The sequence below is a fragment of the Cupriavidus sp. BIS7 genome, assembly GCF_000292345.1.
Classification (GTDB): domain Bacteria; phylum Pseudomonadota; class Gammaproteobacteria; order Burkholderiales; family Burkholderiaceae; genus Cupriavidus.
This window is the reverse complement of record NZ_ALOU01000066.1, coordinates 52661-76738: the sequence shown is the minus strand read 5'-3', so window position 1 is coordinate 76738 and position 24078 is coordinate 52661. Positions and strand designations below refer to the sequence as shown.

The following is a 24078-nucleotide window of genomic DNA, read 5'->3' as shown; positions in this document are numbered from 1 at the left end:
TTGTCAGGCATGGTGGATCTCCAGTTGCCGCACGTCGGTAATGCAGCCGGTGACCGCCGCAGCGGCGGCCATGGCCGGGCTCATCAGATGCGTGCGTCCGGCACGTCCCTGCCGGCCCTCGAAATTGCGATTGGTGGTCGATGCGCAGCGTTCGCCCGGCGCAAGCATGTCGTCGTTCATCGCCAGGCACATCGAACATCCCGGTTTGCGCCACTCGAAACCCGCATCGACCAGCAATGCGGCGATGCCTTCGGCCTCGGCCTGCTCGCGCACGGCACCGGAGCCCGGCACCACCATCGCACGTATGCCAGGCGCCACCTTGCGGCCCCGCACCACGGCGGCCACCGCGCGCAGGTCCTCGATCCGGCCATTCGTGCAGGAGCCGATAAACACGCGCTGCACGGGCAGACCGAGCATCGATATGCCCGGCGTCAGGCCGATGTAGTCGAGCGCACGTTCGCCCGATGCCCGCGCGATGGCGTCAGCGGCATCGGCCGGCCGCGGCACTAGCGCACAGACGGGAATCGCCTGGTCGGGGCTGGTGCCCCACGTGACGAACGGCTGCACCGCCGAGGCATCGAACACCAGTTCGACATCGAAGCCGGCATCGGCGTCAGACGCCAACGCCACCCACGCCTGACGCGCGCCCGGCACCATCTCCGGGCCGATGTCTTGTGCGCGCTGCAGGACGTAGCCGATCGACGTGGCATCTGGCGCGATCAACGCCCCGCGCGCGCCCGCTTCGACGGTCATGTTGCACAGGGTCATGCGCGCTTCCATCGACAGCGCGCCGATGGCGCTGCCCGTGAACTCAACCACATAGCCACGCGCACCCTGCGCGCCGATGCGCGCAATGATGTGGAGGACCAGGTCCTTCGACGTCGTGCCGGTGGGCAGCACGCCGTCCACGCGGATGCGCATGTCGCGCGCCAGCCGGTAGACCAGCGTCTGCGTGGCCAGCACGTGCTCGACTTCCGAGGTGCCGATGCCGAAACCGAGCGCGCCAAACGCCCCATAGGTGGTGGTATGGCTGTCGCCGCAAAGCACCACCATGCCGGGCCGGATCATGCCGTGCTCGGGTGCGATCACATGCTCGATGCCCTGCAGCGGATCGTTGGTATCGAACAGCGGAATGCCGTGCAGGTCGCAGTGCGCTTCAGGTTGCGCGCCTGCAGGGCCGAGGCCGGGTCCTGGATCACACGCGGCGATTCGGCATGGGTTGGGATGATGTGATCGACCACCGCCAGGTTCTGGCCCGGCGCGGCAACCTTGCGGCCGTGCTCGGCCAGCCCCGCAAACGCTTGCGGGCTGGTGTACTCGTTCATGATGTGCAGATCCGCGTACAGCAGCACGTTGTCGGCGTCGAGCGTGACAACCGTGTGCGAATCCACAAGCTTCTGGTATAGCGTCCGTCCAGCCATGACCTTGCCTCGCGCAAGAGGAGAAAACGATGGAATGGCTGAAGTCTAATCGCGGAATCCATCGCTATAATTTCGCGAACCGACTTACATTCGTGCCTGTCATTCACGAATCAAGCAGACGATGGATGCCTTCTCCGACCTCGCGTTTTTCGTGCTGCTGGTCAAGCGCGGCAGCCTTGCCGGAGCCGCCCAGCAGCTTGGCGTTACACCGTCCGCCGCCAGCAAGCGGCTGGCCGCACTTGAGGCACGGCTGGGCGTACGGCTGCTGAATCGCACCACGCGCAGGCTATCGGTCACGCCAGAGGGCGAGGCCTATCTTGCGCAGGGCGGAAGAATCCTGTCCGAGCTTGAGGAGCTCGAAATGGGTCTGGGCGGCAGCCGCGTGGCGCCGCGCGGGCTGTTGCGGGTCAACGCAACGCTTGGGTTCGGGCGCCGCCACCTGGCGCCGATGATTGGCGACTTCCTGCTGGCCTACCCGGACGTTGAAGTGCAGCTTCAGTTGACCGATCGCGCGCTGAACCTGACCGAGGAAGGCTACGACGTCGGCATCCTTGTTGGCGATCTGCCCGACGCGCGCCTCAATGCGCGCCGGCTCGCGCTCAACAGCCGGCTGCTGTGCGCCGCACCTGCCTATCTCGCCCGCCATGGGGAACCCGCCTCGCCACGCGCACTGGCGCAGCACCGCTGCATCGTGATCCGCGAAAGCGAGGCGGCGTATGGCACGTGGCACCTTCGCCACCACCAGTCCGCCGAACGGCAGGAGACCGTCAAGGTGCGCGGCCCCGCCGCAACCAACGATGGCGAAGTGGCCGTCAACTGGGCCCTGCAGGGCCACGGCATCCTGCTGCGGTCCGAATGGGATGTCGCACCATTGCTGCGCTCCGGCCGGCTGCGGCAGGTGCTGCCGGAATGGTCCGCGCCCCCGGCCGACATCCATGCGGTGTATCTGTCGCGTGACAAGCTGTCGGCGCGGGTGCGTGCGTTCGTCGACTTCCTCGCGGAGCGCTTCGGCCGCTACGACCCCGCCGCGCCCTACCACGGCTGGTAGCGCACCGCCGAACTCAGGGCAGTAACAGGATTGCGCCAGTGGTCTCCCGGCGCTCCGCGGCTTCATGCGCCCGCGCCACATCGGCCAGTGCAAAGCGCGCGCCAATCTCGACCTTCACGTGGCCAGCCGCAATGGCGTCGAACAGGTCCTTCGCATTGGCGCGGAAGCGCGTGGCGTCCGCGTTGTGCGGGAATACCGACGGGCGCGTCAGATACAGGCACCCCTTCTTGTTGAGCAGTTCCGGCTCGATGGCCGGCGCCGGGCCCGACGCGGCGCCATAGAGCACCACCATGCCGAACGTCTGTGCGCAGTCGAGTGAGCCGAGGAACGTGTCCTTGCCCACCGCGTCGTAGACCACGTTCACGCCGCGTCCGCCGGTGGCATCGCGCACCTGCTTGACCCAGTCGCCATGGCTGTAGTCGATGGCGATATCGCATCCTGCCGCCTTCGCGATTTCGCACTTCGCCGGCGAGCCCGCCGTGCCGATCACGCGTGCGCCAAGTGCCTTCGCCCAGCTGCTCAGTATCTGCCCGACGCCGCCAGCGGCGGCATGCACCAGCACCGTGTCGCCAGGCTTCACCGCATAGGTATGCCGAACCAGGTACTGCGCGGTCATGCCCTTGAAGATCACCGCGGCGGCCTGCTCGTCACCGAGTGCGTCTGGCAGCTTCACGAGCTTGTCCACGGGGACGTTGCGGCCTTCGGCATAGGCGCCGAGCCCCGCATTCATGTACGCGACACGGTCACCGACGCGGACATCGGTCACGCCTTCGCCCACCGCCTCGACCACGCCCGCGGCCTCATGGCCCAGGCCTGTGCCGGCAGGCAACGGATAAGTGCCGCGCCGCTGGTAGATGTCGATGAAATTGAAGCCGATCGCCGTGTGCCGCACGCGCGCTTCACCTGCTGCGGGAGGCGGCAACTCTACGGATTCGAGCCGCATCACCTGCGGCGATCCAAACTCGTGAAGGCGAACGGCGCGGACGGTTGTCGGCATGGGGTCTCCTCGATGCGCATGCGAAAAGTGGAGCCCCGATTATTGACGCTTTCGCGGATTCCTGCCGACGATGCTCAGACGAGGTCGCAGGACATGCACAGCGCACTGGTATTGCGCATGCGCTGGAACTCCTTGCTCTCGAGCACTTCGATCGGCAGTTTCGACGCGTGAATCAGCGTAAAGCCGTAGCGCGCGAAGTAGCTCGGGCAAGTGGAAGTCAGCAGCACGGCACGGCGGCTGCCATTGGCGCGGGCGCGCATCATCACGGCGTTGACGAGATGGCTGGCAATACCCTGGTCGCGCCACTCGCGCAGCACCGCCACCGATCGCACGATAGCCGTATCCCCGAACAACTCGGCGCACGCACATCCCACCACCTGCGATTCGAGTACTGCCACGTGGAACTCGCCAACCAGCCGCGGAAGATCATCCACGGGCAATCCGCACCGCTCCAGTACGGCACCGATCGCAGACGCATCCGACGGCTGCGCCGCGCGGATTCGCATGTCCTTAATCATTTGGAGCCTCTGTATTTTTCATCACGTCCGGACGAATCGCCATGGAAGCCCTGCATGGTCAGATACTGTTATGTCGCCCTGTGCCGGTATCTGAAACCAAGCATGTCGTGCGACAGGCATGCGCCAGCGAGAGCGATGTAATGCTGATGTTTGGTGCATGCCCGGCCCGACAGTATCCCAATCGAGGCAGACTTTCCAGAGGGAGATGACCTGATGCGACGTCTGCCACGCATGACCGCATTCGTGTGCGTTTACGCAGCACGAAATGCGCCAGCGCTTGGCGCCCAAGCATAGAGCGTCACGATGACGATGTTGGGTCGCGACGATGATCGCGGCTAACAAAAAGGGAACAGGGGAATTGGAGGCGGGGATACGGAATCGAACCGTCGTAAACGGCTTTGCAGGCCGTCGCATAACCACTCTGCCACCCCGCCGTGGGATGCCGGCCCTGATGGGCGGTACCGAGGTGCGGGGCGCAGTGTAGCCGATATGGAAAAAACCTGCAGGAGACGGGTTTATTCGACCCCGCCCATCGCGGTCTGCAGGTAGTTCTGCAGGCCGACCTTGCCGATCAGTTCAAGCTGCGTCTGCAGCCAGTCGATGTGGTTTTCCGTGTCGGAGAGAATTTCGCACAGGACATCGCGCGAGACATAGTCGCCGACCGATTCGCAATACTTGATCGCATCCTTGCTGGTGGCCTGCGATGCGAGTTCGAGCTTGAGGTCGCAGCCGAGCATCTCCTCGGTGTTCTCGCCAAGCAGCAGCTTGTCCAGGTCCTGCAGGTTGGGCAGGCCATCGAGCAGCAGGATGCGTTCGATCAGCTTGTCCGCATGCTTCATCTCCTCGATCGACTCGTCGTACTCGTGCTTGCCAAGCTCCTTGAGTCCCCAATGGCCGTACATGCGCGCATGCAGGAAATACTGATTGATGGCGGTCAGCTCATGCTTGAGTTGGCCATTCAGTAATTGGATAACCTTTTTATCAGCCTTCATGACATGCCCTCCAGAGACACGCAGACACGCAGACACGCAGCGGTGTTTCTCATGGTAATTCCAGAGCCCGGAAGATCAAGCCCGGCGCGGGCTTCGTGCCATTTGGCGATACTCGCCGACGATTATGCGAGTGATATTGATTTCGATTTCTGCGTGAAAATGAAAAAGCGCTTCCTTCTGGAAGCGCTTTTAATGCCAGCCCTGGCAACCGGCGAAAGCAGGCAGGCGATCTTGGCGTGACTCAGTCCAGCAGGTGTCCCATGCGCGACCGCTTGGTTGCCAGGTACTTCTCGTTCTCCGAGTTCGGCGGCACGATATGGCGCATCTGCTCGGTCACCTTGATGCCGGCATCTTCAAGCGCCCTGATCTTGACCGGGTTGTTGCTCATCAGGCGAACCGACGTCACGCCCCACTGGCGCAGAAAATCGGCCGCAAAGGCATAGGTGCGCGAATCGATTGCCTGGCCCAGCGCCAGATTGGCGTCGACCGTATCGAGTCCGCCATCCTGCAATGCATAGGCGCGAATCTTGTTCGACAAGCCGATACCGCGGCCCTCGTGGCCACGCAGGTACAAAAGGATGCCGCGTCCCTCTTCGGCGATCTTTCGCATCGCCAGGTCGAGCTGCTCGCCGCAGTCACAGCGGCAGGAGCCGAATACGTCGCCAGTCAGACATTCCGAATGCAGGCGAACGAGCACGTGCTCGCCGGAAATGTCGCCCATGGACAGCGCAAGGTGTTCGGTACCCGTGTCCACGCCCTGGAAGGCGTGGGCGGTGAATTCGCCATAGCGGGTTGGCAGCCGGGCTGAGTCGATCAGCTCACTTTCTAGGTCTTTCATATGGTGTGCAATGACTTGAGGCGCCGTGGGGCCCGGGCGGCATGATGCAGGTCCGGGACAGGCGCGCCGCGCGGCACCAGGCAAGGGGCGCAAACGCGGCAGCCCGGCAAGGATACCGCGAAACGCAATGTCCCATCCGGGGTGGGGGTTACCGGACGGTAGACGGCGGGGGCCGGCCACTGTCACCAGCCTGCTTCGGCAACGCATTCGCAAGTCGTTGGCAACCCGTCCGAAGGCTGTCACGGCCGGGGTATGAAACGAACGTAGAATCGCGTTTCAGGCGACTAGCCGTCGCCATCACTTTTCGCCCGCCGGGGAAGACCCCTTGGCGGCGTTGCACCCGAGCGCACCCCGCCCCGCATGAACGCTGATTTGATGATTTCGCTGGATATCAGGACAAGCTACTTCTTCGCGTTTGTCGCGCACGGGCTGCTGGCCGGTGTTCTGGCGAGCTTCTGGCGCACGGGGCGCACCGAGCGGGGACTGGGCTGGTGGATCCTGGACGGGCTGCAGCTCTCGGTGGCCTCGCTGCTGCTGATTGCGTGGGGCACGTTGCCGCCATGGCTGATTCTGGTTGGATCGAACCTGCTGATCTTCTCCAACGTCGCCACGATCGAAACCGCGCTGCGGGTCTACCTGCGCGACACCGTCTGGCCCGGACTGGCGATACGCTGGATCGTCGCCGCGCTGATTTTCGCGGCATGGTGCCTGGCGTGGCAGGGCGATTGGACCTATGCGCAGCGCATCGTCGGATTCTCGGCGGCGTTCCTGGTACAGATGGCGCTGCTGCTGGCCTATGTCGTCACCCTGCGCGGGCCGGGGCTGCGCTTCGTGCAACGGCTGCTGCTGTTTGCGATCCTGCTGGTGGTTGCCGCGCTGTTCGCGCGCATGGTCCACGTGCTGCGCCATATGGACGCGGTAGTGTCGTGGCAGCAGGACACGATGCTGCCATGGCTGACCTTCACCGCTGTGTTCTCCGCGTTCCTGCGCGCCTGCTGCGCGCTGTACCTGGTCCAGAGCCGGACCGAGCAACGGCTGCGCGCGGCCAACCAGGATATCGAACGGCGCGCCAATTTCGATCTGCAGACCGGAGTCATGTCCCGCTCGTACTTCGAGATACAGGCACCAGAGGTGATCGCCACATCGTGCCGCGACGGCACGCCGCTGGCGTTCCTGCTGATCGATATCGACCACTTCAAGTCGATCAACGACACGTTCGGGCATCTGCAGGGCGACGGCGTGCTGGCCAGCGTCGGCCAGGTCCTGCGGCACAACACACGTGGCAGCGACCTAGTGGGGCGGCTTGGCGGCGACGAGTTCGCCATCGTGCTGCGTGATGTCACCGGCAGCGAAGCAATGGCGCTTGCCGAGCGGATTCGCGAGCAGGCGGGCGCGATCCTGATGCCCGACGGCAGCACCTTGTCGCTGAGCATCGGCGTGTGCGGCCTGCCGCCGGCACAGGAATTCGAGTCGGCCTACCGGTGTGCCGACGCCGCGCTCTACGTGGCCAAGCAGGAAGGCCGCGGGCGCGTGGTATCGCACGATCCGTCCGGCGTCTCGCCCGGCAGGCCCGTGCTGCCGGCCCAATGACAAGGGCCACCCGAAGGCGGCCCTTGTGATGGCACTGCGCTAGAGAAAAGAAAGCAGCGCATCCGCTCCGCGCTTACTCCACCGTCACCGACTTGGCCAGGTTGCGCGGCTTGTCCACGTCCGTGCCGCGTGCGCAGGCCGTGTGGTACGCCAGCAGTTGCAGCGGCACCACGTGCAGGATCGGCGAGAGCGCGCCGTAGTGCTCGGGCATGCGGATCACCTGGATGCCGTCCGACGACTGGATGTGCGTATCGGAATCGGCGAACACGTACAGGCGGCCGCCACGCGCACGCACTTCCTGGATGTTCGACTTCAGCTTTTCCAGCAGCGCGTCATTCGGCGCCACGGTGACCACCGGCATTGCCTCGGTCACCAGTGCCAGCGGCCCGTGCTTAAGCTCGCCGGCCGGATACGCTTCAGCGTGGATGTACGAGATTTCCTTGAGCTTGAGCGCGCCTTCCAGTGCGATCGGATAGTGCAGGCCGCGGCCCAGGAACAGCGCGTTTTCGCGGCGCGCAAAGTCCTCGGACCAGGCGATGATCTGCGGCTCCAGCGCCAGCACGCCATGCAGCGCGGCCGGCAGGTGGCGCAGGTTGGCCAGTGCTTCCGCTTCCTGCGCTTCGGTCACGTGGCCACGCACCTTGGCCAGCGCCAGCGTCAGCATGTACAGCGCCGCGAGCTGCGTCGTGAAAGCCTTGGTCGACGCCACGCCAATCTCGGTACCGGCGCGCGTCAGGAAGCGCAGCTCGGTCTCACGCACCATCGCGCTCGTCGCCACGTTGCAAACGGCCAGCGTGTGCTGGTGGCCCAGCGAGCGGGCGTGGCGCAGCGCGGCCATCGTGTCGGCGGTCTCGCCCGATTGCGAGATCACCACCACCAGCGCGCGCGGATTCGGCACGGTGTCGCGGTAGCGGTATTCGCTGGCCACTTCCACCTGGGTCGGGATCTTCGCAATCGACTCAAGCCAGTACTTGGCCGTGCAGCCCGAGTAGTAGCTCGTGCCGCAGGCCAGGATCAGCACGCTGTCGATCCCGGCGAACACCGACGCGGCGTTGTCGCCGAACAGCTCCGGCGTAATCGCGGAGATGCCTTCCAGCGTGTCGCCCAGCGCGCGCGGCTGCTCGAAGATTTCCTTCTGCATGAAATGGCGGTACGGGCCAAGCTCGACGGCAGCGGCGTGGGCTTCCACCACGCGCACTTCGCGATGCACTTCGTGGTCGCGCACGTCGCGGATCTTCGCGCCGGCGCGCGTCAGTTCCACCACGTCGCCCTCTTCCAGGTAGACGATGCGGTTGGCGGTGCCGGCCACGGCCAGCGCGTCCGAGGCCAGGAACGATTCGTTATCGCCCAGCGCCACCACCAGCGGCGAACCGGCGCGCGCGCCGACCACCACATCCGGCTGGTCTTTGGCGACCACGGCAATTGCGTACGCGCCGTGCAGGCGCTTGGTTACCGCGCGCACCGAGCCGAACAGGTCGCCACGCGTGGCGCTGCTGGGGTACGTGTAGGCCTGGTGGATCAGGTGGGCAACCACTTCGGTATCGGTCTGCGACTCGAAGCCGTAGCCAACCGCGCGCAGTTCGTCGCGCAGCGGCTCGTAGTTCTCGATGATGCCGTTGTGAACCAGCGCGATCGTCTCGTCCGAGAAGTGCGGGTGGGCGTTGACGGTGTCGGGCTTGCCATGCGTGGCCCAGCGCGTGTGGGCGATGCCAAGCTGGCCTGCCAGGCCCGACGACTGCGTCTGCGTGTCCAGGTCGGCCACGCGCGATACGGTACGCGCGCGTTCGAGGATGGCGTCCCGCACCACGGCCACGCCGCACGAATCATAGCCACGGTATTCGAGCCGGCGCAGGCCTTCGATCAGTACCGGAACGATATTGCGGTGCGAAACCGCTCCAACGATGCCACACATGCTTTAACCCCTCTTATTTTTTCGGTTGCTTGACCGGACGCTGCCACGCATCGACGGTCATCTGCTTGGCGCGCGACAGCGTCAGCTTGTCGGCCGGCGCCTCCTTGGTCAGCGTGGTGCCCGCGCCAATCGTCGCGCCGCGGCGCAGCGTGACCGGCGCCACCAGCTGGGTGTCGGAGCCGATGAACACATCGTCCTCGATCACCGTGCGGTGCTTGTTCACGCCGTCATAGTTGCAGGTGATGGTACCCGCGCCAATGTTGACGCGCTGCCCCACCGTGGCGTCGCCCACGTAGGCCAGGTGATTGGCCTTGCTGTGGTCGGCGATCTGGCTGTTCTTGATCTCGACGAAGTTGCCGACATGCACGTCCCGGCCCAACTCGGCGCCCGGGCGCAGACGCGCGTATGGGCCGATGCGGCCGTCCGGCCCGACCTTCGCGTCCTCGAAGTGGCAGAACGGCTGGATGCGCGAGCCGGCGCCAATCGTCGTATTGCGGATCACGCAGTGTGCGCCAACGTACACGCCATCTTCCAGGTGCACGCGGCCTTCGAACACGCAGCCCACGTCGATGGTTACGTCGCGGCCACAGGTCAGTTCGCCGCGCACGTCGATGCGCGCGGGATCGAGCAGCGTCACGCCCGCTTCCAGCAGGCGCTGGGCGATGTTGCGCTGATGAATGCGTTCGATCTCGGCAAGCTGGACCTTGCTGTTGACGCCCAGCGTCTCCCACAGCGCGGCCGGCTGGGCCGACACAATCTCCACGCCTTCGTTGGCGGCGCGCTCGATGGTGTCGGTCAGGTAGTACTCGCCCTGCGCGTTGTCGTTGCGCAGCGTGGCCAGCCAGCGGCGCAGATGCGCCGTCGGGCAGACGATGATGCCGGTGTTGATTTCACGAATCGCGCGGACTTCCTCGCTGGCATCCTTCTGTTCGACGATACGCACGATGTTGCCGGCGGCGTCGCGAACGATACGGCCATATCCGGTAGGATCAGGCATCTCGACGGTCAGCACTCCCAGACGCTCGGCGCCGGCGGCCTGCACGAGGTTCTTCAGCGTGGCAGCCGAAGTCAGCGGCACGTCGCCGTACAGCACCAGCGTGGGCTGGTTGTCGTCAAGCAGCGGAAGCGCCTGCATCACGGCGTGGCCGGTGCCCAGTTGCTGAGCCTGCTCGGCGAAGGCAACATCGTCAGCAGCGACGGCTTCGCGCACGTGCTCGGCGCCATGGCCCACCACCACGACCAGCCGCGACGGCGACAGCGTGCGGGCGGTGTCGAGAACGTGGGACAGCATCGGCTGGCCGGCCACCGGGTGCAGTACCTTGGGTAGCGCGGAGTTCATCCGCTTGCCCATGCCCGCGGCAAGAATGACGATATTCACAAGGAGGTTCCTAAGTGAGTGTGTCTGAGAAGAAGCTGGAGATCCCAAGCCTGGAAGCATCGCGCCGGGCATTGCGCCGAACTGGCTGGATGCGGCCAAACCGTTGCCACGCTTGGGCTGGCGGGCGATCCACCACCCCCATATTTACGCGCGCAGATTCTAGCATGCCCCCCCGGGCCAGACCGGTGCGATCACGCGGCGTTACCGTTGTTCACATTTGGTCACATCGCGCGCTGGCGTGGCTGGCGGCGTTTGCCGTGGTAGCAGCGTTGGGTGGCTGCAACGCCATGAAACTCGGCTACCAGCAGGGCGACCGGCTCGCCTACTGGTGGGTGGACCACTACGTAGACGTTTCCGATGCCCAGGAGCCGCCAACGCGTGATGCCATCGACCGCTTCTTTGCCTGGCACCGGCGCAGCCAGCTGCCCGAAGTCGCCAGGGTGCTGGCCCGGGTAAAGGGCGAAGTGGCCGGGCCGGTCGATGCCTCGATGATCCGGCAGGTCCAGCAGGATACCCAGCGGATGGGCCGGCAGGCGTACGACAGCGCGATTCCTGACGTTGCAGACTTGATGCTGACCCTGTCGCCCGAGCAGATCCGGCGCATGGAGTCAAAGTTCGCCGAAAGCAACACGAAGTATCGCAAGCAGTACCTGAAGGCCGATGCCGACGAGCGCACCGACGCCCGCTTCGACAAGATCATGGATTACGCCAAGCTGGTCTACGGGAGCTTTTCTCGCGACCAGGAAAAGGCTATCCGTGACGCGATGGGGCCATACATGCTGAACGCCGACGCCCGCTACAGCGAACGCGTGCGGCGTCAGCAGGCGTGGGTGGCGCTGGCGCGCGAGATCTCCACCACGCGCCCGTCCAGGGCGCAGGCGGAGGACATGCTGCGACGGTACGCCGACGACTGGCAGCGTCCGGCTGCGGGCCAGCAGCACAGCACCGATGCGGGAATCAACCTGACCGTGACAATCGCCAACCTGACCACGCCGGAACAGAGGGCGCACGCGGTGAAGCGCTTCCAGGGGTGGATCGACGATGTGCAGTCGCTGATGCGGGAGGGACGCGAGGCGCGGGGCGCCACGCGGGCGTCGCAGTAGGCGCTGCGCCCCCGGCCGGCCTGTCTCAGGCTGCCGGTTCCGAGGCCTGCTCCGAGCCCTTCTGGATCTTGTCGAACCGCACGAATTCCATGCGGTTTGCCTCGACATTGCCCGTGAAGGTCAGCGCCTGCTGGCTGTAGGTGGTCTCACCGAACAGTGATGCCTCGTCGACCTTGGCCAGGCCAGTGGCCAGCCCGGTGAACGGGAACAGTTCGGTATCTGCCAGGTGCGACGGCACCACGTTGCGCAGCGACGAGAAGATGTTGTCGATCCGGCCGGGATTTTCGCGTTCCCACGCCTGCAGCATCTCGCTCACCTTCTTGCGCTGCAGGTTTTCCTGCGAGCCGCACAGGTTGCACGGGATGATCGGGAACTGCATCGCTCGCGCATACGACGCGATGTCCTTCTCCGGGCAATACGCCAGCGGACGGATCACGATGTGCTGGCCGTCGTCGGTGGCCAGCTTCGGCGGCATCGCCTTCATCTTGCCGCCGAAGAACATGTTCAGGAAGAACGTGTTGACGATGTCGTCCCGATGGTGGCCCAGCGCGATCTTGTTGGCGCCCAGCTCCTTGGCCGTGCGGTAGATCACGCCACGGCGCAGGCGCGAGCACAGCGAGCACGTGGTCTTGCCCTCGGGCACCTTCTCCTTGACGATCGAGTAGGTGTCCGCCTCGACGATCACGTACTCCACGCCTTGTGCCTTCAGGTACTCCGGCAGGATGTGCTCGGGGAAGCCGGGCTGCTTCTGGTCCAGGTTCATCGCAATCAGCTTGAACTGGATCGGCGCGCGTTTCTGCAGCGCCATCAGCACCGAAAGCATCGTGTATGAGTCCTTGCCGCCACTCATGCAGACCAGCACGGTGTCGCCGTCCTCGATCATGCCGAAGTCGCCAATGGCCTTGCCGGTCAGCGATTGCAGGCGTGTTTCAAGGCGGTAGAAGTTAGCGGAGTGACTCATATGACATACCTGGATCAGTGCGGGCGCTGAACAATGGCCCGGATTCAACGGGCCAACATTCTACTGGAGCCAGCGCACATCCACGTGGGCGCGCGGCCCGGGTGCTCAGTCCTTCTTGATGTGAAACACCTCCACGCCAACGGCATCGCAGTCGGGGTAGACATCGGGCTTCTCGGTGGACACGCGCACGGCGCGCACCTTGGGATGCTGCAGCATGGCGCGCGCCACGTCGTCGCACAGCGTTTCCTGCAGGTGGATATGGCCCTGGGCCATGCGCGCGGCCACGGTGTTGCGCATGAAGTCGTAGTCCACCACTTCCTCGAGCTTGTCGGCGTGCGGCGTGGTTTCGGCCAGCGACACGAACAGGTCGATATTGACGAGAACGCGCTGTTCGCCCTTTTTCTCGAATTCATGCACGCCGATGTTGATCTGCACTTCGAAGTTGCGCAGGAACATGCGGCGGCAGTCTTGCAGGCTGGGGTGGGAAAGGGCGGCAAAGGTCATGGTCAGGTACTCGGAACTGCTTATTCGGTCAGGAACATCACGTCGCGGGCCAGCGGCATCAGGTGCTGGCCGCCATCGACGTACAGGGTTGTGCCGGTCACGGCGCGCGCCACGGCCAGATAGGCCACGGCCTGCGCGATGTCTTCCGGCGTGGACGACTTGCGCAGCGGGGTCATCCCATGCGCGCGCACGAAGCCCGGGTCGGACTGGTCGCCGGACACCAGCGTGATGCCAGGCGCCACGCCCACCACGCGCAAGCGCGGCGCCAGTGCCTGCGCAAGCTGTACGGTGGCGGTCTGCAGGGCGGCCTTGGACAGCGTGTACGACAGGAAGTCGGGGTTCAGGTTGTTCAGCTTCTGGTCCAGCAGGTTGATCACCACGCCGCGCTGCTCGGCCTCGTTGCCATCGGCACCAAGCGCCTTGTGCATCTCACGCGCCAGCAGCAGCGGCGCCGCCACGTTGGTGCGCATATGGGTATCGAGCGATCCATACGAGAAGCTGGTGGCCACGTCGTACTGGAACAGCGAGGCATTGTTGACCAGGCAGGCCGGCGCGCCCAGCGCATCGATACAGGCCGGAATCAACTTGCTGGTGGCGGCCTCGTCGGACAGGTCGGCCTGCAGCACGGTGGCGCGGCGGCCCAGGCTGCGGATCTGCGTGGCCAGCGCCTCGGCTTCATCGCGCGAGCGGTTGCAGTGGATGGCTACGTCCCAGCCCTGCACGGCGAGTTCAAGGGCGATGGCACGGCCCAGGCGGCGTGCGCCGCCGGTGACAAGCGCCACGCCATGAGATTTGGCGCTGGAAGTTTGCGAAGCGCCTGAAGTCTGTGAATCTGGCATTGCTACAATTCGCGGTATGCAGAAAGTTGCTAGTCTACCCCTTCCCTCCGCCGATGCGCTCGACGCCTCCGCGGCTCTTTCCGTCTCTATTGCGGGCGCCATTGATGCCGCCGGCGGCTGGATCGGCTTCGACCGCTACATGTCGCTGGCGCTCTACGCGCCGCGGCTCGGCTACTACAGTGGCGGCGCGGCCAAGTTCGGCCGCGACGTCAACGATGGCAGCGACTTCATCACCGCCCCCGAACTGACGCCGTTCTTTGCGCGCACCCTGGCGCGCCAGTTCGCGCCGCTGATCCGCATGAACCTGCCGCGCGTGATGGAATTCGGTGCCGGCACGGGCCGGCTGGCCGCCGACCTGCTGCTTGCGCTGGAAGCCGAGGACGCGTTGCCCGATACGTACCAGATCGTCGAGTTGTCGGGCGAACTGCGCACGCGCCAGCAGGACACGCTTGCCCAGCGCGCCCCGCATCTGGCCGGGCGCGTCACCTGGCTGGACGCCCTGCCCGACCGCTTCGAAGGCGTGGTGATCGGCAACGAGGTGCTCGACGCGATGCCGGTACGGCTGTTCGCGCGCATTGGCGGACGCTGGCATGAACGTGGTGTGGTCTGCGGCAAGGACGGCAAGCCCGGCGCCGAGACCTTCACCTTCGAGGACCGGCCGCTGGAAGACGGCGCGCTTCCCGCCGTGCTGCACACGATTCTCGGCGACCACGATTTCGTCACCGAGACCCATGCCGAGGCGGAAGGCTTCACGCGCGCCGTGGGTGCGATGCTCGCGCGTGGCGCGGCCTTTTTCATCGACTACGGCTTCCCGGCGCCGGAGTACTACCACCCGCACCGCACGGGCGGCACGCTGATGTGCCACTACCGGCACCACGCCCACCCGGACCCGTTCCTCTACCCGGGGCTGCAGGACATTACCGCGCACGTGAACTTCAGCGGCATCGCCCATGCGGCCGTCGAGGCCGGCCTGAGCGTGTCCGGCTTTGCCTCGCAGGCGCGTTTCCTGATGAATGCCGGCATCACCGACCTGATGATGTCGCTGGACCCGAGCGACGCACGCGCGTTCCTGCCACAGGCCAACGCGGTACAGAAGCTGCTGTCGGAAGCGGAGATGGGCGAGCTGTTCAAGGTCATCGCGCTCACGCGCGGTATCGACGATGCATTGCCGCTCGACGGCTTCGCGCGCGGCGATCGCGCGTTCGCGCTTCAGGACATCGACTAAGCCATGTTGCGCTGGACGTTCACCATATTCCTCTGCGTGATCGTGCTGTCGGCCTCGCTACCGTGGCTGCAGAAGATCGGACTTGGGCGCCTGCCGGGAGACGTGCGGTTCCGGCTGTTCGGGCGCGATTATGTACTTCCGTTCGCCTCGACGATTGTGTTGTCGCTGGTGGCGCTGGTGATTGGGCGATTGTTGTAGTCGCGATTGCTGTAGTTGTTCCAGCGCTGGCCCCCTCCCCTCCCCTGCCCCTGCCCCTCTCCCGCGCGCGGGAGAGGGGAGCCAACCGACAGCATTCGATACGCCTCTCTTATTCCGACAACGCCAGCTGCTGCGCCACCGCCGCCACGCGCGCCTGGTGCACGCGGTCCCTGATCAGGTCGACCCTGTCCCCGCAGGCCTTTGCGATGGCGCCGGCGTCCACGGATGCCGCCGCTTCGCGCGCGGCCAGCAGCAGCGCCGTTTGCGGATAGTCTTTCTGCTCGAATCCCAGGCGCCCGCGTGCGTCGGCCTCGCAGGCCAGCAGTATCTCGGCAAAGCGCTCCGGCTTGCGCAACGCATCGCACCGCTCCACCAGACGCGTCAGCGCTGCAGCGCCAAACTCGGTGCAGCGATGAATATTGCCGTGCTCGCGCGCCACCACCACAGCCAATTCGCGGCAATCATTCGGCACGCGCAGGCGCTGGCAGACGGCTTCCAGCAGATCGACACTGCGTTGTTCATGGCCGATATGGCGCGGCAGCACATGATCGGGCGTGGTGCCCTTGCCAAGATCGTGCGCCAGCGCGGCGAAGCGCACCGGCAACGGCGCGCCCACGCTTGCCGCGTAGTCGATGACCATCATCACGTGCACGCCGGTATCGACCTCCGGATGGTAGTCCGCGCGCTGCGGCACGCCCCAGAGCCTGTCCAGCTCGGGCAGCAGGCGCGCGAGTGCGCCGCACTCGCGCAGCACATCGAACATGCGCGACGGCATGTCCTCCATCAGCCCGCGCGCCAGTTCCTGCCAGACGCGCTCGGGCACCAGCGCATCCACCTCGCCCTCATCGGCCATCTTGCGCATCAGCGCGACCGTTTCCGGTGCCACGGCGAAACTTTGGAAGCGCGCGGCGAAACGTGCTGCGCGCAGGATCCTCACAGGGTCTTCGGCAAACGCCTCTGACACGTGGCGGAACTGGCGCGCGGCCAGGTCCTTCTGGCCGCCATACGGGTCGATGACGGGGCCGACCAGGTTGCCGTGCTCGTCCACGGCCTGCGCCATGGCGTTGATGGTCAGGTCGCGCCGCACGAGGTCTTCCTCAAGCGTCACGTCGGCGCCCGTGTAGAACGCAAAACCCTTGTAGCCAACGGCGGTCTTGCGCTCGGTGCGCGCCAGCGCGTACTCGGCCTTCGTTACCGGATGCAGAAAGACCGGGAAGTCCTTGCCCACCGGCTTGAAGCCGGCAGCCTCCATCGCGGCGGGCGTGGCGCCCACCACGACGTAGTCACGGTCCTGGCTCGACAGTCCGAGCAGTTTGTCGCGGATGGCCCCGCCGACTGCGTACACCTGCATGGGTCAGCCCGAAACGATGATGGCGTCCGGACGGTCCGGCGCGGTGCGATACGGTTCGTCGGACGGAACGAAATCCCGCTCCTCGCGCGCCGCGGCCACCCATTCCTGCATCACCGGCAGCGCCAGCACGAAGTCCGCGTAGGCCTTCGCCACTTCGGGCAGGTGCACGCCGTAGGTGGCAAAGCGGCTGACCACCGGCGCGTAGAACGCGTCGGCAATCGTGAAGCTGCCGAACAGGAACGGGCCCGAGGCGCCATGGCGCGTGCGCAGGTCGGTCCAGATGGCGGCAATGCGGTCGATATCGCGCTGCACGGCCACATTCCAGCCCAGGCCCGGCAGAATGGCCGTCACGTTCATCGGCATCTGGCTGCGCAGGTCGCCAAAGCCCGAATGCATCTCGGCGCAGACCGAACGCGCCACCGCACGCGCGGCGGCGTCCACGGGCCACAGCGCCTTGGCCGGAAAGCGCTCGGCGACGTATTCGCAAATCGACAGCGAATCCCACACGGTCACATCACCGTCGATCAGCGCTGGCACCTTGCCGGCCGGCGAGTAGCGCGCGATCTCGGCCGCGAATTCCTTCGTGAACAGGCGTACCGGGATTTCCTCGAAATCAATGCCGGCCTGGCGCAACAGCATCCATGGGCGCAGCGACCAGGAGGAGTAGTTTTTGTTGCCGATGACAAGCTTCATCGCAGATCCTTGGGGGACGGAGATCGGAAGAATTCGCGGGCGCGGCGGCGCAGCCGCGAACCGATCATTCTATCGGCCTCGGGCAGCACATTCCAAACGAAATGCGTTCGCAAGCCTGTGAGCCAGGATCACATCGGACTGCGCAGCCGTGCGTCAACGATGCACACTGCCGCGCATGACCTGCAGCACGTTATCGCGATTGCGGCCGGACAGCACGTCCGTCATCACCACCTCCAGGCTGACCGGATGCAGGCCAAGCTCCGACGCCATCGGGTGCGCCAGCACGTTGTCGAGCCGCATCGAGTCGAGATTGTCGCGCGACAGCACCGCTCCGCCCGGCATGTGTTCGAGCACCGCAGCCTGTATCCGTGCCAGCGCGTCGGGCAGCGCGATGACAGGCCTTGGATGGCCGGACGCCTGGCCGGCAAAGCGCACCAGCTCCTCCAGCGTATAGACCTGTGGCCCGCCGATGTCGTAGGTTTGGCCCACCGTCTCCGGATTGACCATGGCATTGACGAAGGCCTGCACCACATCCATCACGAACACTGGCTGGAACCGCGCGTGGGCGCATGCCAGCGGCACCACGGGCGCCATCTGCTGCAACTGGGCGAACAGGTTCAGGAAATGGTCGTCGGGGCCGAATACGACGGACGGCCGGAAGATCGTCCAGTCCAGCCCGCTGTCCCGCACGATGCGCTCGCCCTCGCCCTTGCTGCGCAGATACATCGACGGGCCTTCCACGTCGGCGCCAAGCGCGCTCATGTGAATCAACCGGCGGACCCCGGTGCGCTTGCAGGCATCGGCAAGCTGGCGCGGCAGGTAGACATGCGCGGCGGCAAACTGCGGGCCGTAGGGTTCGCCGCGGTCACCGTGCAGCACACCCACCAGGTTGACGACGATGCCATCGACGCCAAGCGAGCCGATCGCATCGTCAAGCACGGCATCGTCGGCCAGGCCGAGCTCGACCACCTCCACGCGTGGCAGCAGCAGCAGGTGCTGGGCATGCTCGATATTGCGCGTGCCGACGATGATGCGGTCGGGCGCGATGGGACTATCGGGATTGGTGGCCGGATCGAGCGGCGCGCCGGAGGCGCTGGCCGCTCCGGCCAGGCGGGAGACGAGGTGGCTGCCGATGAAACCGGCGCCCCCGATGACGAGAACATTGCTGGTCTGCATGGTGGGCTCCGTGACGATCACGTTACGCAGGCGTCGATGCGCGCGTCCGTGGCCACGGGGCCCACCGCCCCGTCAGAGTGCCGGTTCAGGCTCAGGGAAGGCTGGTCGTCGTAACCGAGGACGGCGCGACCATTCCCAGGCGGTCTTTCAGCGACTGGGGCCGGCCACTCATCAATGCAGCATAGTACGTAGCGTTCGAAAGCACATTCTTCACGTACGTCCGCGTCTCGGTGAACGGGATCGTCTCTGCAAAGATCGCGCCTTCCACGGGGCGCGACAGGCTTGCACGCCACGCCTTGGGCCGGCCCGGGCCAGCGTTGTAGCCAGCCGACGCCAGCGTCCAGGAGCTGTCCAGGTCCGTCAGCACCATGCTCATGTAGTTGGTGCCGAGCATGATGTTGATGTTGGGGTCTCCCATCATCGTGGGCGAAAAATCGGCCATGCCGATCTTGCGCGCCACGTACTTGGCCGTGGCCGGCATCACTTGCATCAAGCCATGTGCGCCCGCCGACGACCGTGCGTTCATGATGAAGCGCGATTCCTGACGGATCAGGCCATAGGCCCAGGCCATGTCGAGGCCGACTTCGTCGGTGGCGCGCTGCATGATGTCGCGATACGGCATCGGGAACCGCTGGGCGAAATCGTGTTCGGCCTTCGTACGGTCGGACGTGTTGACGGTGCGATCGAGCAGTTCGATCTTGCGCGCGTACTCGGCCGCGGCCAGCAGTTCGCGGTCGCTCATGCCACGCAGTTCCCAGTTCCACTCGCGATTGCCTTCGAAGCGAAGGTTCAGGTCATAGAACTTCTGCGCACGCACGAAGCCGGGGCGCGTGCGCATCGCCATCGCGTCCGCGTCGCTGACCGTGGTCCGCGGCGGCAGCGTGATACGGTTGCCCAGCTCCTCGCTGGCAAGCTGGCCGTAGAAGTTGAACTGGCCCGCGATCGACTGGAACTGCTGCTGGGCGTCATTGTTGCGGCCATCGGCCTTGAGCGCGCGGCCGTACCAGTACGTCCACGCCGGGTCCTTGGCACGCAGTTCGGGGCGCATCAACTCAATGGACTGGCGCACCTGCTTCCAGTCACCCTGACGCAGCGCGGCGCGCACGCGCCACTCCTGCGTTTCGTCGGACAGCCATTGGTTGCCGCCCAGGTCCATCTGGCGGCGGTAGTAGCCGGCCGCCTCGGGCATCAGCTTCTTGGCGGCAAACTGGCCGACCACGCCCCACGCCGCGCCCTGCTCGTCGCGCGACAGGTTGCCGGAAATCGTTCCCAGATAGGAAGCGGCCTGGCTGGGATCCGTGCGCGCCATCTTGACCACGGTGGCCAGCGAGTCGCCGTCCACGCGCGCATCGGGCAAGGCGGCGGCGATCTTGCCGGCCAGCGTCGTGTAGTTCTGCTCCAGCGCCTGGCGCGCCTGGAAGGCCACGTCGCCGCGCTGGATCTGCTGGCTCTGCGCGAGGTAGTTGATCAGGTCGACACAGCCTTCGCCGTAGTAGCGCGGGTCCACCAGCGCCGCACGCGATTCGGCGGCCACGTTCTGGCCCTTCAGCGCGCGAGACAGCAGTGCATAGCACTCCACCTGGGAGTCGTCCTTCAGCACGAACTGCGGATACTGGACATCGAAATTGGCCCAGTCGCGTTTCTTGCCCAGCACCAGCAGCCAGTCATTGCGCATGCGGTCGGCAATCGCCTCGCCCTGGTAGCGCTGCAGGAACGCGGCGATCTCGGCGTCGGGCGTGTCGATCCGGGCCTGGCCGCTCGAATCGAACATCTGCGACTTGATGCGGAAGTACTCGACGTACGACGGAATCGGGTAATCGACCAGCGTGGCCGAGATGGCAGCGGCCCGGTCGGCGTCATTCTTGCGGGCAGCGTCGCGCAGCGCCACGAAGGCGTCATCCGGGTCCGTCGGAATGGTCAGTGCGGGCGGCTGTTGCTGCACCGTCTTCTGAGGCGCGGGCAAACGCTTTTGCGCATAGGCCGGCGTGGCCAGCAACGCACCTGCGAACGCAAGCCAGGCGATGCGGCCGGCATGGCGCAGATATACTCCCTTCGGCATTCTGGGTATTCCTTGTCAGGTCGCGGGCCTGTCACGCAACGCCTGTCGCGCAACAGCCCCGCAGGATTCATTTCACTCGGCGCGCGTCGTCATTCGCGCGTCCGGCATTGTTTTCAGATGTCTGTTCGCTGGCCATTATTGCACGCCATGCCGTCAAACCAAGCACCGGACAACGGGCCGGACAGCCTTTATTTCAATGCCCCGGAAGACCGCCGCACGGTGCGCCGCCGCCTGCTCGCGTTACGCGCCGCGCTGCCCGATCGCGCCTCTGCCGATACCCGGATTGCGGCCGCGCTCGCACCGTTGCTCGAACGCATCGGGGTACAACGGCTGGGGTTCTACTGGCCGATCCAGCAGGAGTTCGACGCGCGCGACACGGTGGCCCAGTGGCTTGCCGCGATGCCCGGCCGCGTGGCCGCGCTGCCCGTCGTGAGCCGCCCCGGCGCACCGCTCGACTTTCATACCTGGACCCCGGACACGACGATGCGCACCGGCCACTACGGCATCCCGGTGCCCGACGGCACCGAGGCAGTCATGCCCGACGCACTACTGATTCCCTGTGTCGGTTTCAGTGCCGATAAGTTCCGGCTCGGATACGGTGGCGGCTTCTACGACCGGACGCTGGCCGCGATGGCGGCCGCTGGCGCCACGCCGGTGGCAATCGGGATCGGCTTTGTTGCGTGCGAGGTACCGCTGCAGGCGGAGGCGCATGATCTGCCGATGGACTGGGTGGTGACGGAACGGGGTGTGATGTAGAACTCCCCTCGCCCACGTAGTGTGAAGGGCAGAGGCGCCAAGAGCCTTTCAAAGGCTGCTGGTTTGCTCCCCTCGCCCACGTAGTGGGAGAGGGGAGCAAACAGGTGGCGATTTTCAGGCTTTCACAAGGTCATCCACCAGCGTCTGCATCCTGCGCCAGTGCGAGCCTTCCCAGAACACGCGCCGGCACTCGGGACAGGTCACAAACCGATCGTGGCGCTCAAACACGCCCTCCGGTACCCGCCCATCCACTTCCGTCTTGTCGATGCGATGCAGCGGCACGTTGCAGTCCAGGCAGAGCGAAAACGGCCTGGCGTTGCGCGCAAGGTCAAGGCGGGAAAAAATCTCCCGAACCTGCAGCGACGACTTGATCGCCCGCACGTAGCACCCGTGGGTGATGCCGCGGCGCTTGAGCAGTTCCCGGTCGCGCGTCAGCACGATGCGGTTCTCCTCGGCGGCAATGCGCTCGATCTCGCTGTCCTCGTAGTGGTTGTCGTATAGCGTGTCGAACCCGGTCATGCGCAGCAGGTGGGCCAGGCCTCCCAGATGCGCATCGGCGACGAAGCGGATCACGCGCAGCGGGTAGTCGCGGACGCGCAGCAGCGGCGAGACATCGAGCGATTCGAACTTGGGATAGACGGCGACGCGGTCACCGTCATGCACGATGCGCTCGAACGGCGACGATTCGCCGTTGACGAGAATCAGCTCCACCTCCGTATGCGGCACACCGAGCGCCTCGATCATGTGCTTGACCGTGGCGGCGCGCGCACAGGGGCACGACAGGTCCCGGCGGCGCTGCGCTGGCGCCAGGAAATCGTTCAGTTCCTCGTAGAAACGGAAGGTGGCGGTGACCATGGCGTCGAGTAGACACCCTGGGCCAGGGTCATGGCAAGGCGCTCAGCGCGCGTTACCCTGGCGCAATGCGGCCTCGACCGCCATACGCGCCCAAGGCGTCATCGCCACAGGCGATTCCAGGCACGCGGCCGGCATGCTCAGGTAGTGACGCATCGTCACCTCGCGGCGTGCAGACTGGTATCGGAACGGTTCGCTGCTTTCGGCTTCGAAGCGCGCCTGCGTGACGTCATCGGCCTTCAGGAAGCATTGCCCGCCGCTGACCAGCCCGAACATCAGGCCGTCGTAGAACAGCCCGTGCCCGCCGAACATCCGCTTGGCCGTGATGGCCCCGATATTGGCCGCCAGCGGCGCCATCAGTTCAAGCAGATGCTCGATGAACGGGTCCGGGCGGCGCGCGGCGGGCATGGTCGATTACAACTTCAGGCGTTGCCAGATTGCCTTTGTGGCGCCAGCCGCGTTGAGCGTGTAGAAGTGCAGGCCCGGTACGCCGGCATCGAGCAGGCGCGCGCACAGGTCGGTCACCACATCCAGGCCGAATGCGCGGATCGCTTCCTTGTCGTCGCCAAACGATTCGAGCCGCTTGGCAACCCAGCGCGGCACTTCCGCGCCGCACATCTCGGAGAAGCGCATCAGCTGCGAGTAGTTCGTGATCGGCATGATGCCGGGCACGATCGGTACTTCCACGCCCATCGCGCGAACATCGTCGACAAAGCGGAAATACGCGTCGGCGTTGTAGAAGTACTGCGTGATGGCCGAGTTGGCGCCCGCCTTGACCTTGCGCACGAAGTTATCGAGATCGTGGCGCGGCGAGCGCGCCTGCGGGTGGTACTCGGGATAGGCAGCCACCTCGATCTGGAACCAGTCGCCGGTCTCCGCGCGGATAAACTCGACGAGTTCATTGGCATAGCGGAATTCGCCGATCTCGCCCATGCCGGACGGCATGTCGCCGCGCAGCGCCACGATATGGCGGATGCCGCCATCGCGGTAGGTCTTGAGGATCTGCCGGATGCTGTCACGCGTGGAGCCCACGCACGACAGGTGCGGCGCGGCCTCGATGCCCTCGCGCTGGATTTCCAGCACGGCATCCAGCGTGCCCTGTTGCGTGGTACCGCCGGCGCCAAATGTCACCGAGATGTACTTGGGCTGCAGCGGCGCCAGTTGGGCACGCGTGTTGCGCAGTTTCTCCGCGCCTTCCGCCGTCTTGGGCGGGAAGAATTCGAAGCTGTAGTAACGATCAGTCATGGTTGGCACGCCGCTCAGGCGGCGCCCCGGAAAAAGAGTCTCGGCGCGTCAGTTGCGCTCGCCAAGCAATACGCTGGAAAGAATCCACGAAATCACGCTGTACAGGATCGAGCCGAGCAGCGCGGCGCCAAACCCCTGCACGACAAACCCCTGCAGCAGGTTGCCGACAAACAGGAACAGCAGCGCGTTGATGACGAAGATGAACAGGCCCAGCGTCAGCAGCGTGACCGGCAGCGTCAGGATGACCAGGATCGGCCGGATCAGCGCATTGACCAGGCCCAGCACCAGCGCGGCAATCATGGCCGAGCCGAAGCTGCCAAGATGCACCCCGCTGATCAGGTAACCCACCAGGAACAGCGATGCGGCATTGATGATCCATACGGCCAACAGTCTCATTGCAACTCCTTATTCTGGTCAGTGAA

General features: G+C 65.3%; 24 protein-coding genes, 1 tRNA gene and 1 pseudogene. 7 read left to right on the top strand and 19 right to left on the bottom strand.

Going from position 1 to position 24078, the window contains the following annotated elements:
* Window positions 1-3: 3 nt before the first annotated feature.
* Window positions 4-1421, bottom strand: a pseudogene (gene leuC / locus B552_RS27790) (3-isopropylmalate dehydratase large subunit).
* 121 nt (window positions 1422-1542) lie between these two features.
* Between leuC and B552_RS0121595 the strand changes: the two are divergent.
* Window positions 1543-2469, top strand: coding sequence for a LysR family transcriptional regulator (locus tag B552_RS0121595; RefSeq protein ID WP_019451141.1), 927 nt, complete (start codon window positions 1543-1545; stop codon window positions 2467-2469).
* A 13-nt stretch (window positions 2470-2482) separates the two neighbouring features.
* On the opposite strand, the gene B552_RS0121590 is transcribed toward B552_RS0121595, so the two are convergent.
* From B552_RS0121590 to bfr, 4 genes are all read right to left on the bottom strand, one after another.
* Window positions 2483-3466: a quinone oxidoreductase gene (locus B552_RS0121590; RefSeq protein ID WP_019451140.1), complete on the bottom strand. Its 984-nt coding sequence runs from the start codon at window positions 3464-3466 to the stop codon at window positions 2483-2485.
* Window positions 3467-3540: 74 nt separating this feature from the next.
* Window positions 3541-3984, bottom strand: coding sequence for a GNAT family N-acetyltransferase (locus B552_RS0121585; RefSeq protein WP_019451139.1), 444 nt, complete (start codon window positions 3982-3984; stop codon window positions 3541-3543).
* Window positions 3985-4343: 359 nt separating this feature from the next.
* Window positions 4344-4418, bottom strand: a tRNA-Cys gene (locus B552_RS0121580).
* Between the two features lie 81 nt (window positions 4419-4499).
* On the bottom strand, window positions 4500-4976 hold the full coding sequence (bfr, locus tag B552_RS0121575; RefSeq protein WP_019451138.1) for a bacterioferritin: 477 nt from the start codon (window positions 4974-4976) through the stop codon (window positions 4500-4502).
* 51 nt (window positions 4977-5027) lie between these two features.
* Here bfr and B552_RS28960 point away from each other — a divergent pair, with 51 nt between their 5' ends.
* Complete coding sequence (locus B552_RS28960; RefSeq protein WP_157160319.1) at window positions 5028-5216, top strand: hypothetical protein; 189 nt, start codon at window positions 5028-5030, stop codon at window positions 5214-5216.
* Window position 5217: 1 nt separating this feature from the next.
* Here the strand turns inward: B552_RS28960 and ribA are convergent, their stop codons facing one another.
* The gene (ribA, locus tag B552_RS0121565) at window positions 5218-5814 is read right to left on the bottom strand and encodes a GTP cyclohydrolase II (RefSeq protein ID WP_019451136.1); all 597 of its coding nucleotides are present in this window, start codon (window positions 5812-5814) and stop codon (window positions 5218-5220) included.
* Between the two features lie 360 nt (window positions 5815-6174).
* On the opposite strand from ribA, the gene B552_RS0121560 reads away from it, so the two are divergent.
* A complete protein-coding gene (locus B552_RS0121560; RefSeq protein WP_019451135.1) occupies window positions 6175-7404 on the top strand; it encodes a GGDEF domain-containing protein in 1230 nt (409 codons plus the stop codon).
* A 73-nt stretch (window positions 7405-7477) separates the two neighbouring features.
* Here B552_RS0121560 and glmS read toward each other — a convergent pair whose 3' ends face one another.
* Both glmS and glmU read right to left on the bottom strand, forming a co-directional pair.
* Complete coding sequence (gene glmS, locus B552_RS0121555; protein ID WP_019451134.1) at window positions 7478-9316, bottom strand: glutamine--fructose-6-phosphate transaminase (isomerizing); 1839 nt, start codon at window positions 9314-9316, stop codon at window positions 7478-7480.
* 13 nt (window positions 9317-9329) lie between these two features.
* Window positions 9330-10694 carry a bifunctional UDP-N-acetylglucosamine diphosphorylase/glucosamine-1-phosphate N-acetyltransferase GlmU gene (glmU, locus tag B552_RS0121550; protein WP_019451133.1) on the bottom strand — a complete coding sequence of 455 codons (1365 nt, stop codon included), beginning with the start codon at window positions 10692-10694 and terminating at the stop codon, window positions 9330-9332.
* Window positions 10695-10981: 287 nt separating this feature from the next.
* On the opposite strand from glmU, the gene B552_RS27785 reads away from it, so the two are divergent.
* Window positions 10982-11797 (top strand): DUF6279 family lipoprotein, encoded by an 816-nt coding sequence (locus tag B552_RS27785; protein WP_019451132.1) that lies wholly within the window; start codon window positions 10982-10984, stop codon window positions 11795-11797.
* Between the two features lie 25 nt (window positions 11798-11822).
* On the opposite strand, the gene ttcA is transcribed toward B552_RS27785, so the two are convergent.
* From ttcA to B552_RS0121530, 3 genes are all read right to left on the bottom strand, one after another.
* On the bottom strand, window positions 11823-12758 hold the full coding sequence (gene ttcA, locus B552_RS0121540; RefSeq protein WP_019451131.1) for a tRNA 2-thiocytidine(32) synthetase TtcA: 936 nt from the start codon (window positions 12756-12758) through the stop codon (window positions 11823-11825).
* A gap of 105 nt (window positions 12759-12863) precedes the next feature.
* Entirely contained in the window at window positions 12864-13262 is a 399-nt protein-coding gene (locus B552_RS0121535) for a dihydroneopterin aldolase (RefSeq protein WP_019451130.1), read from the bottom strand.
* 20 nt (window positions 13263-13282) lie between these two features.
* A complete protein-coding gene (locus B552_RS0121530; RefSeq protein ID WP_026035908.1) occupies window positions 13283-14101 on the bottom strand; it encodes an SDR family oxidoreductase in 819 nt (272 codons plus the stop codon).
* A 16-nt stretch (window positions 14102-14117) separates the two neighbouring features.
* On the opposite strand from B552_RS0121530, the gene B552_RS0121525 reads away from it, so the two are divergent.
* Together B552_RS0121525 and B552_RS0121520 are read left to right on the top strand one after the other, a co-directional pair.
* Window positions 14118-15326 carry an SAM-dependent methyltransferase gene (locus tag B552_RS0121525; RefSeq protein ID WP_019451128.1) on the top strand — a complete coding sequence of 403 codons (1209 nt, stop codon included), beginning with the start codon at window positions 14118-14120 and terminating at the stop codon, window positions 15324-15326.
* A 3-nt stretch (window positions 15327-15329) separates the two neighbouring features.
* Window positions 15330-15524: a DUF2905 domain-containing protein gene (locus B552_RS0121520; protein WP_019451127.1), complete on the top strand. Its 195-nt coding sequence runs from the start codon at window positions 15330-15332 to the stop codon at window positions 15522-15524.
* A gap of 109 nt (window positions 15525-15633) precedes the next feature.
* Here the strand turns inward: B552_RS0121520 and B552_RS0121515 are convergent, their stop codons facing one another.
* The 4 genes from B552_RS0121515 to B552_RS0121500 form a co-directional block, all read right to left on the bottom strand.
* The gene (locus B552_RS0121515; RefSeq protein WP_019451126.1) at window positions 15634-16875 is read right to left on the bottom strand and encodes a multifunctional CCA addition/repair protein; all 1242 of its coding nucleotides are present in this window, start codon (window positions 16873-16875) and stop codon (window positions 15634-15636) included.
* A gap of 3 nt (window positions 16876-16878) precedes the next feature.
* Window positions 16879-17568: a glutathione S-transferase family protein gene (locus tag B552_RS0121510; protein ID WP_019451125.1), complete on the bottom strand. Its 690-nt coding sequence runs from the start codon at window positions 17566-17568 to the stop codon at window positions 16879-16881.
* Window positions 17569-17721: 153 nt separating this feature from the next.
* Window positions 17722-18744, bottom strand: coding sequence for a complex I NDUFA9 subunit family protein (locus tag B552_RS0121505; RefSeq protein ID WP_019451124.1), 1023 nt, complete (start codon window positions 18742-18744; stop codon window positions 17722-17724).
* Window positions 18745-18835: 91 nt separating this feature from the next.
* Window positions 18836-20803 carry a lytic transglycosylase domain-containing protein gene (locus B552_RS0121500; protein WP_019451123.1) on the bottom strand — a complete coding sequence of 656 codons (1968 nt, stop codon included), beginning with the start codon at window positions 20801-20803 and terminating at the stop codon, window positions 18836-18838.
* Between the two features lie 147 nt (window positions 20804-20950).
* Here B552_RS0121500 and B552_RS0121495 point away from each other — a divergent pair, with 147 nt between their 5' ends.
* Window positions 20951-21559 carry a 5-formyltetrahydrofolate cyclo-ligase gene (locus B552_RS0121495; RefSeq protein ID WP_019451122.1) on the top strand — a complete coding sequence of 203 codons (609 nt, stop codon included), beginning with the start codon at window positions 20951-20953 and terminating at the stop codon, window positions 21557-21559.
* Window positions 21560-21673: 114 nt separating this feature from the next.
* On the opposite strand, the gene B552_RS0121490 is transcribed toward B552_RS0121495, so the two are convergent.
* Genes B552_RS0121490 through B552_RS0121475 form a run of 4 tightly spaced genes read right to left on the bottom strand, consistent with a single transcriptional unit; the run spans window position 21674 to window position 24052 of the window.
* Window positions 21674-22414: a Mut7-C RNAse domain-containing protein gene (locus B552_RS0121490; protein WP_019451121.1), complete on the bottom strand. Its 741-nt coding sequence runs from the start codon at window positions 22412-22414 to the stop codon at window positions 21674-21676.
* Between the two features lie 42 nt (window positions 22415-22456).
* On the bottom strand, window positions 22457-22819 hold the full coding sequence (locus tag B552_RS0121485) for a TfoX/Sxy family protein (RefSeq protein WP_019451120.1): 363 nt from the start codon (window positions 22817-22819) through the stop codon (window positions 22457-22459).
* 6 nt (window positions 22820-22825) lie between these two features.
* A complete protein-coding gene (gene metF, locus B552_RS0121480; RefSeq protein ID WP_019451119.1) occupies window positions 22826-23656 on the bottom strand; it encodes a methylenetetrahydrofolate reductase [NAD(P)H] in 831 nt (276 codons plus the stop codon).
* A 48-nt stretch (window positions 23657-23704) separates the two neighbouring features.
* The gene (locus tag B552_RS0121475) at window positions 23705-24052 is read right to left on the bottom strand and encodes a phage holin family protein (protein WP_019451118.1); all 348 of its coding nucleotides are present in this window, start codon (window positions 24050-24052) and stop codon (window positions 23705-23707) included.
* Window positions 24053-24078 lie beyond the last annotated feature (26 nt).

Bases quoted from the DNA above. Each gene is read 5' to 3' on its own strand.
- B552_RS0121475 (WP_019451118.1), bottom strand. From the start codon at position 24,052: ATGAGACTGTTGGCCGTATGGATCATCAATGCCGCATCGCTGTTCCTG.
- B552_RS0121515 (WP_019451126.1), bottom strand. From the start codon at position 16,875: ATGCAGGTGTACGCAGTCGGCGGGGCCATCCGCGACAAACTGCTCGGA.
- B552_RS0121490 (WP_019451121.1), bottom strand. From the start codon at position 22,414: ATGGTCACCGCCACCTTCCGTTTCTACGAGGAACTGAACGATTTCCTG.
- B552_RS0121505 (WP_019451124.1), bottom strand. From the start codon at position 18,744: ATGCAGACCAGCAATGTTCTCGTCATCGGGGGCGCCGGTTTCATCGGC.
- B552_RS0121485 (WP_019451120.1), bottom strand. From the start codon at position 22,819: ATGCCCGCCGCGCGCCGCCCGGACCCGTTCATCGAGCATCTGCTTGAA.
- B552_RS28960 (WP_157160319.1), top strand. From the start codon at position 5,028: ATGGTAATTCCAGAGCCCGGAAGATCAAGCCCGGCGCGGGCTTCGTGC.
- B552_RS0121530 (WP_026035908.1), bottom strand. From the start codon at position 14,101: ATGCCAGATTCACAGACTTCAGGCGCTTCGCAAACTTCCAGCGCCAAA.
- B552_RS0121590 (WP_019451140.1), bottom strand. From the start codon at position 3,466: ATGCCGACAACCGTCCGCGCCGTTCGCCTTCACGAGTTTGGATCGCCG.
- B552_RS0121585 (WP_019451139.1), bottom strand. From the start codon at position 3,984: ATGATTAAGGACATGCGAATCCGCGCGGCGCAGCCGTCGGATGCGTCT.
- B552_RS0121560 (WP_019451135.1), top strand. From the start codon at position 6,175: ATGAACGCTGATTTGATGATTTCGCTGGATATCAGGACAAGCTACTTC.
- glmS (WP_019451134.1), bottom strand. From the start codon at position 9,316: ATGTGTGGCATCGTTGGAGCGGTTTCGCACCGCAATATCGTTCCGGTA.
- B552_RS0121500 (WP_019451123.1), bottom strand. From the start codon at position 20,803: ATGCCGAAGGGAGTATATCTGCGCCATGCCGGCCGCATCGCCTGGCTT.
- B552_RS0121520 (WP_019451127.1), top strand. From the start codon at position 15,330: ATGTTGCGCTGGACGTTCACCATATTCCTCTGCGTGATCGTGCTGTCG.
- ribA (WP_019451136.1), bottom strand. From the start codon at position 5,814: ATGAAAGACCTAGAAAGTGAGCTGATCGACTCAGCCCGGCTGCCAACC.
- B552_RS27785 (WP_019451132.1), top strand. From the start codon at position 10,982: ATGAAACTCGGCTACCAGCAGGGCGACCGGCTCGCCTACTGGTGGGTG.
- metF (WP_019451119.1), bottom strand. From the start codon at position 23,656: ATGACTGATCGTTACTACAGCTTCGAATTCTTCCCGCCCAAGACGGCG.
- B552_RS0121595 (WP_019451141.1), top strand. From the start codon at position 1,543: ATGGATGCCTTCTCCGACCTCGCGTTTTTCGTGCTGCTGGTCAAGCGC.
- B552_RS0121535 (WP_019451130.1), bottom strand. From the start codon at position 13,262: ATGACCTTTGCCGCCCTTTCCCACCCCAGCCTGCAAGACTGCCGCCGC.
- B552_RS0121495 (WP_019451122.1), top strand. From the start codon at position 20,951: ATGCCGTCAAACCAAGCACCGGACAACGGGCCGGACAGCCTTTATTTC.
- B552_RS0121510 (WP_019451125.1), bottom strand. From the start codon at position 17,568: ATGAAGCTTGTCATCGGCAACAAAAACTACTCCTCCTGGTCGCTGCGC.
- bfr (WP_019451138.1), bottom strand. From the start codon at position 4,976: ATGAAGGCTGATAAAAAGGTTATCCAATTACTGAATGGCCAACTCAAG.
- ttcA (WP_019451131.1), bottom strand. From the start codon at position 12,758: ATGAGTCACTCCGCTAACTTCTACCGCCTTGAAACACGCCTGCAATCG.
- B552_RS0121525 (WP_019451128.1), top strand. From the start codon at position 14,118: ATGCAGAAAGTTGCTAGTCTACCCCTTCCCTCCGCCGATGCGCTCGAC.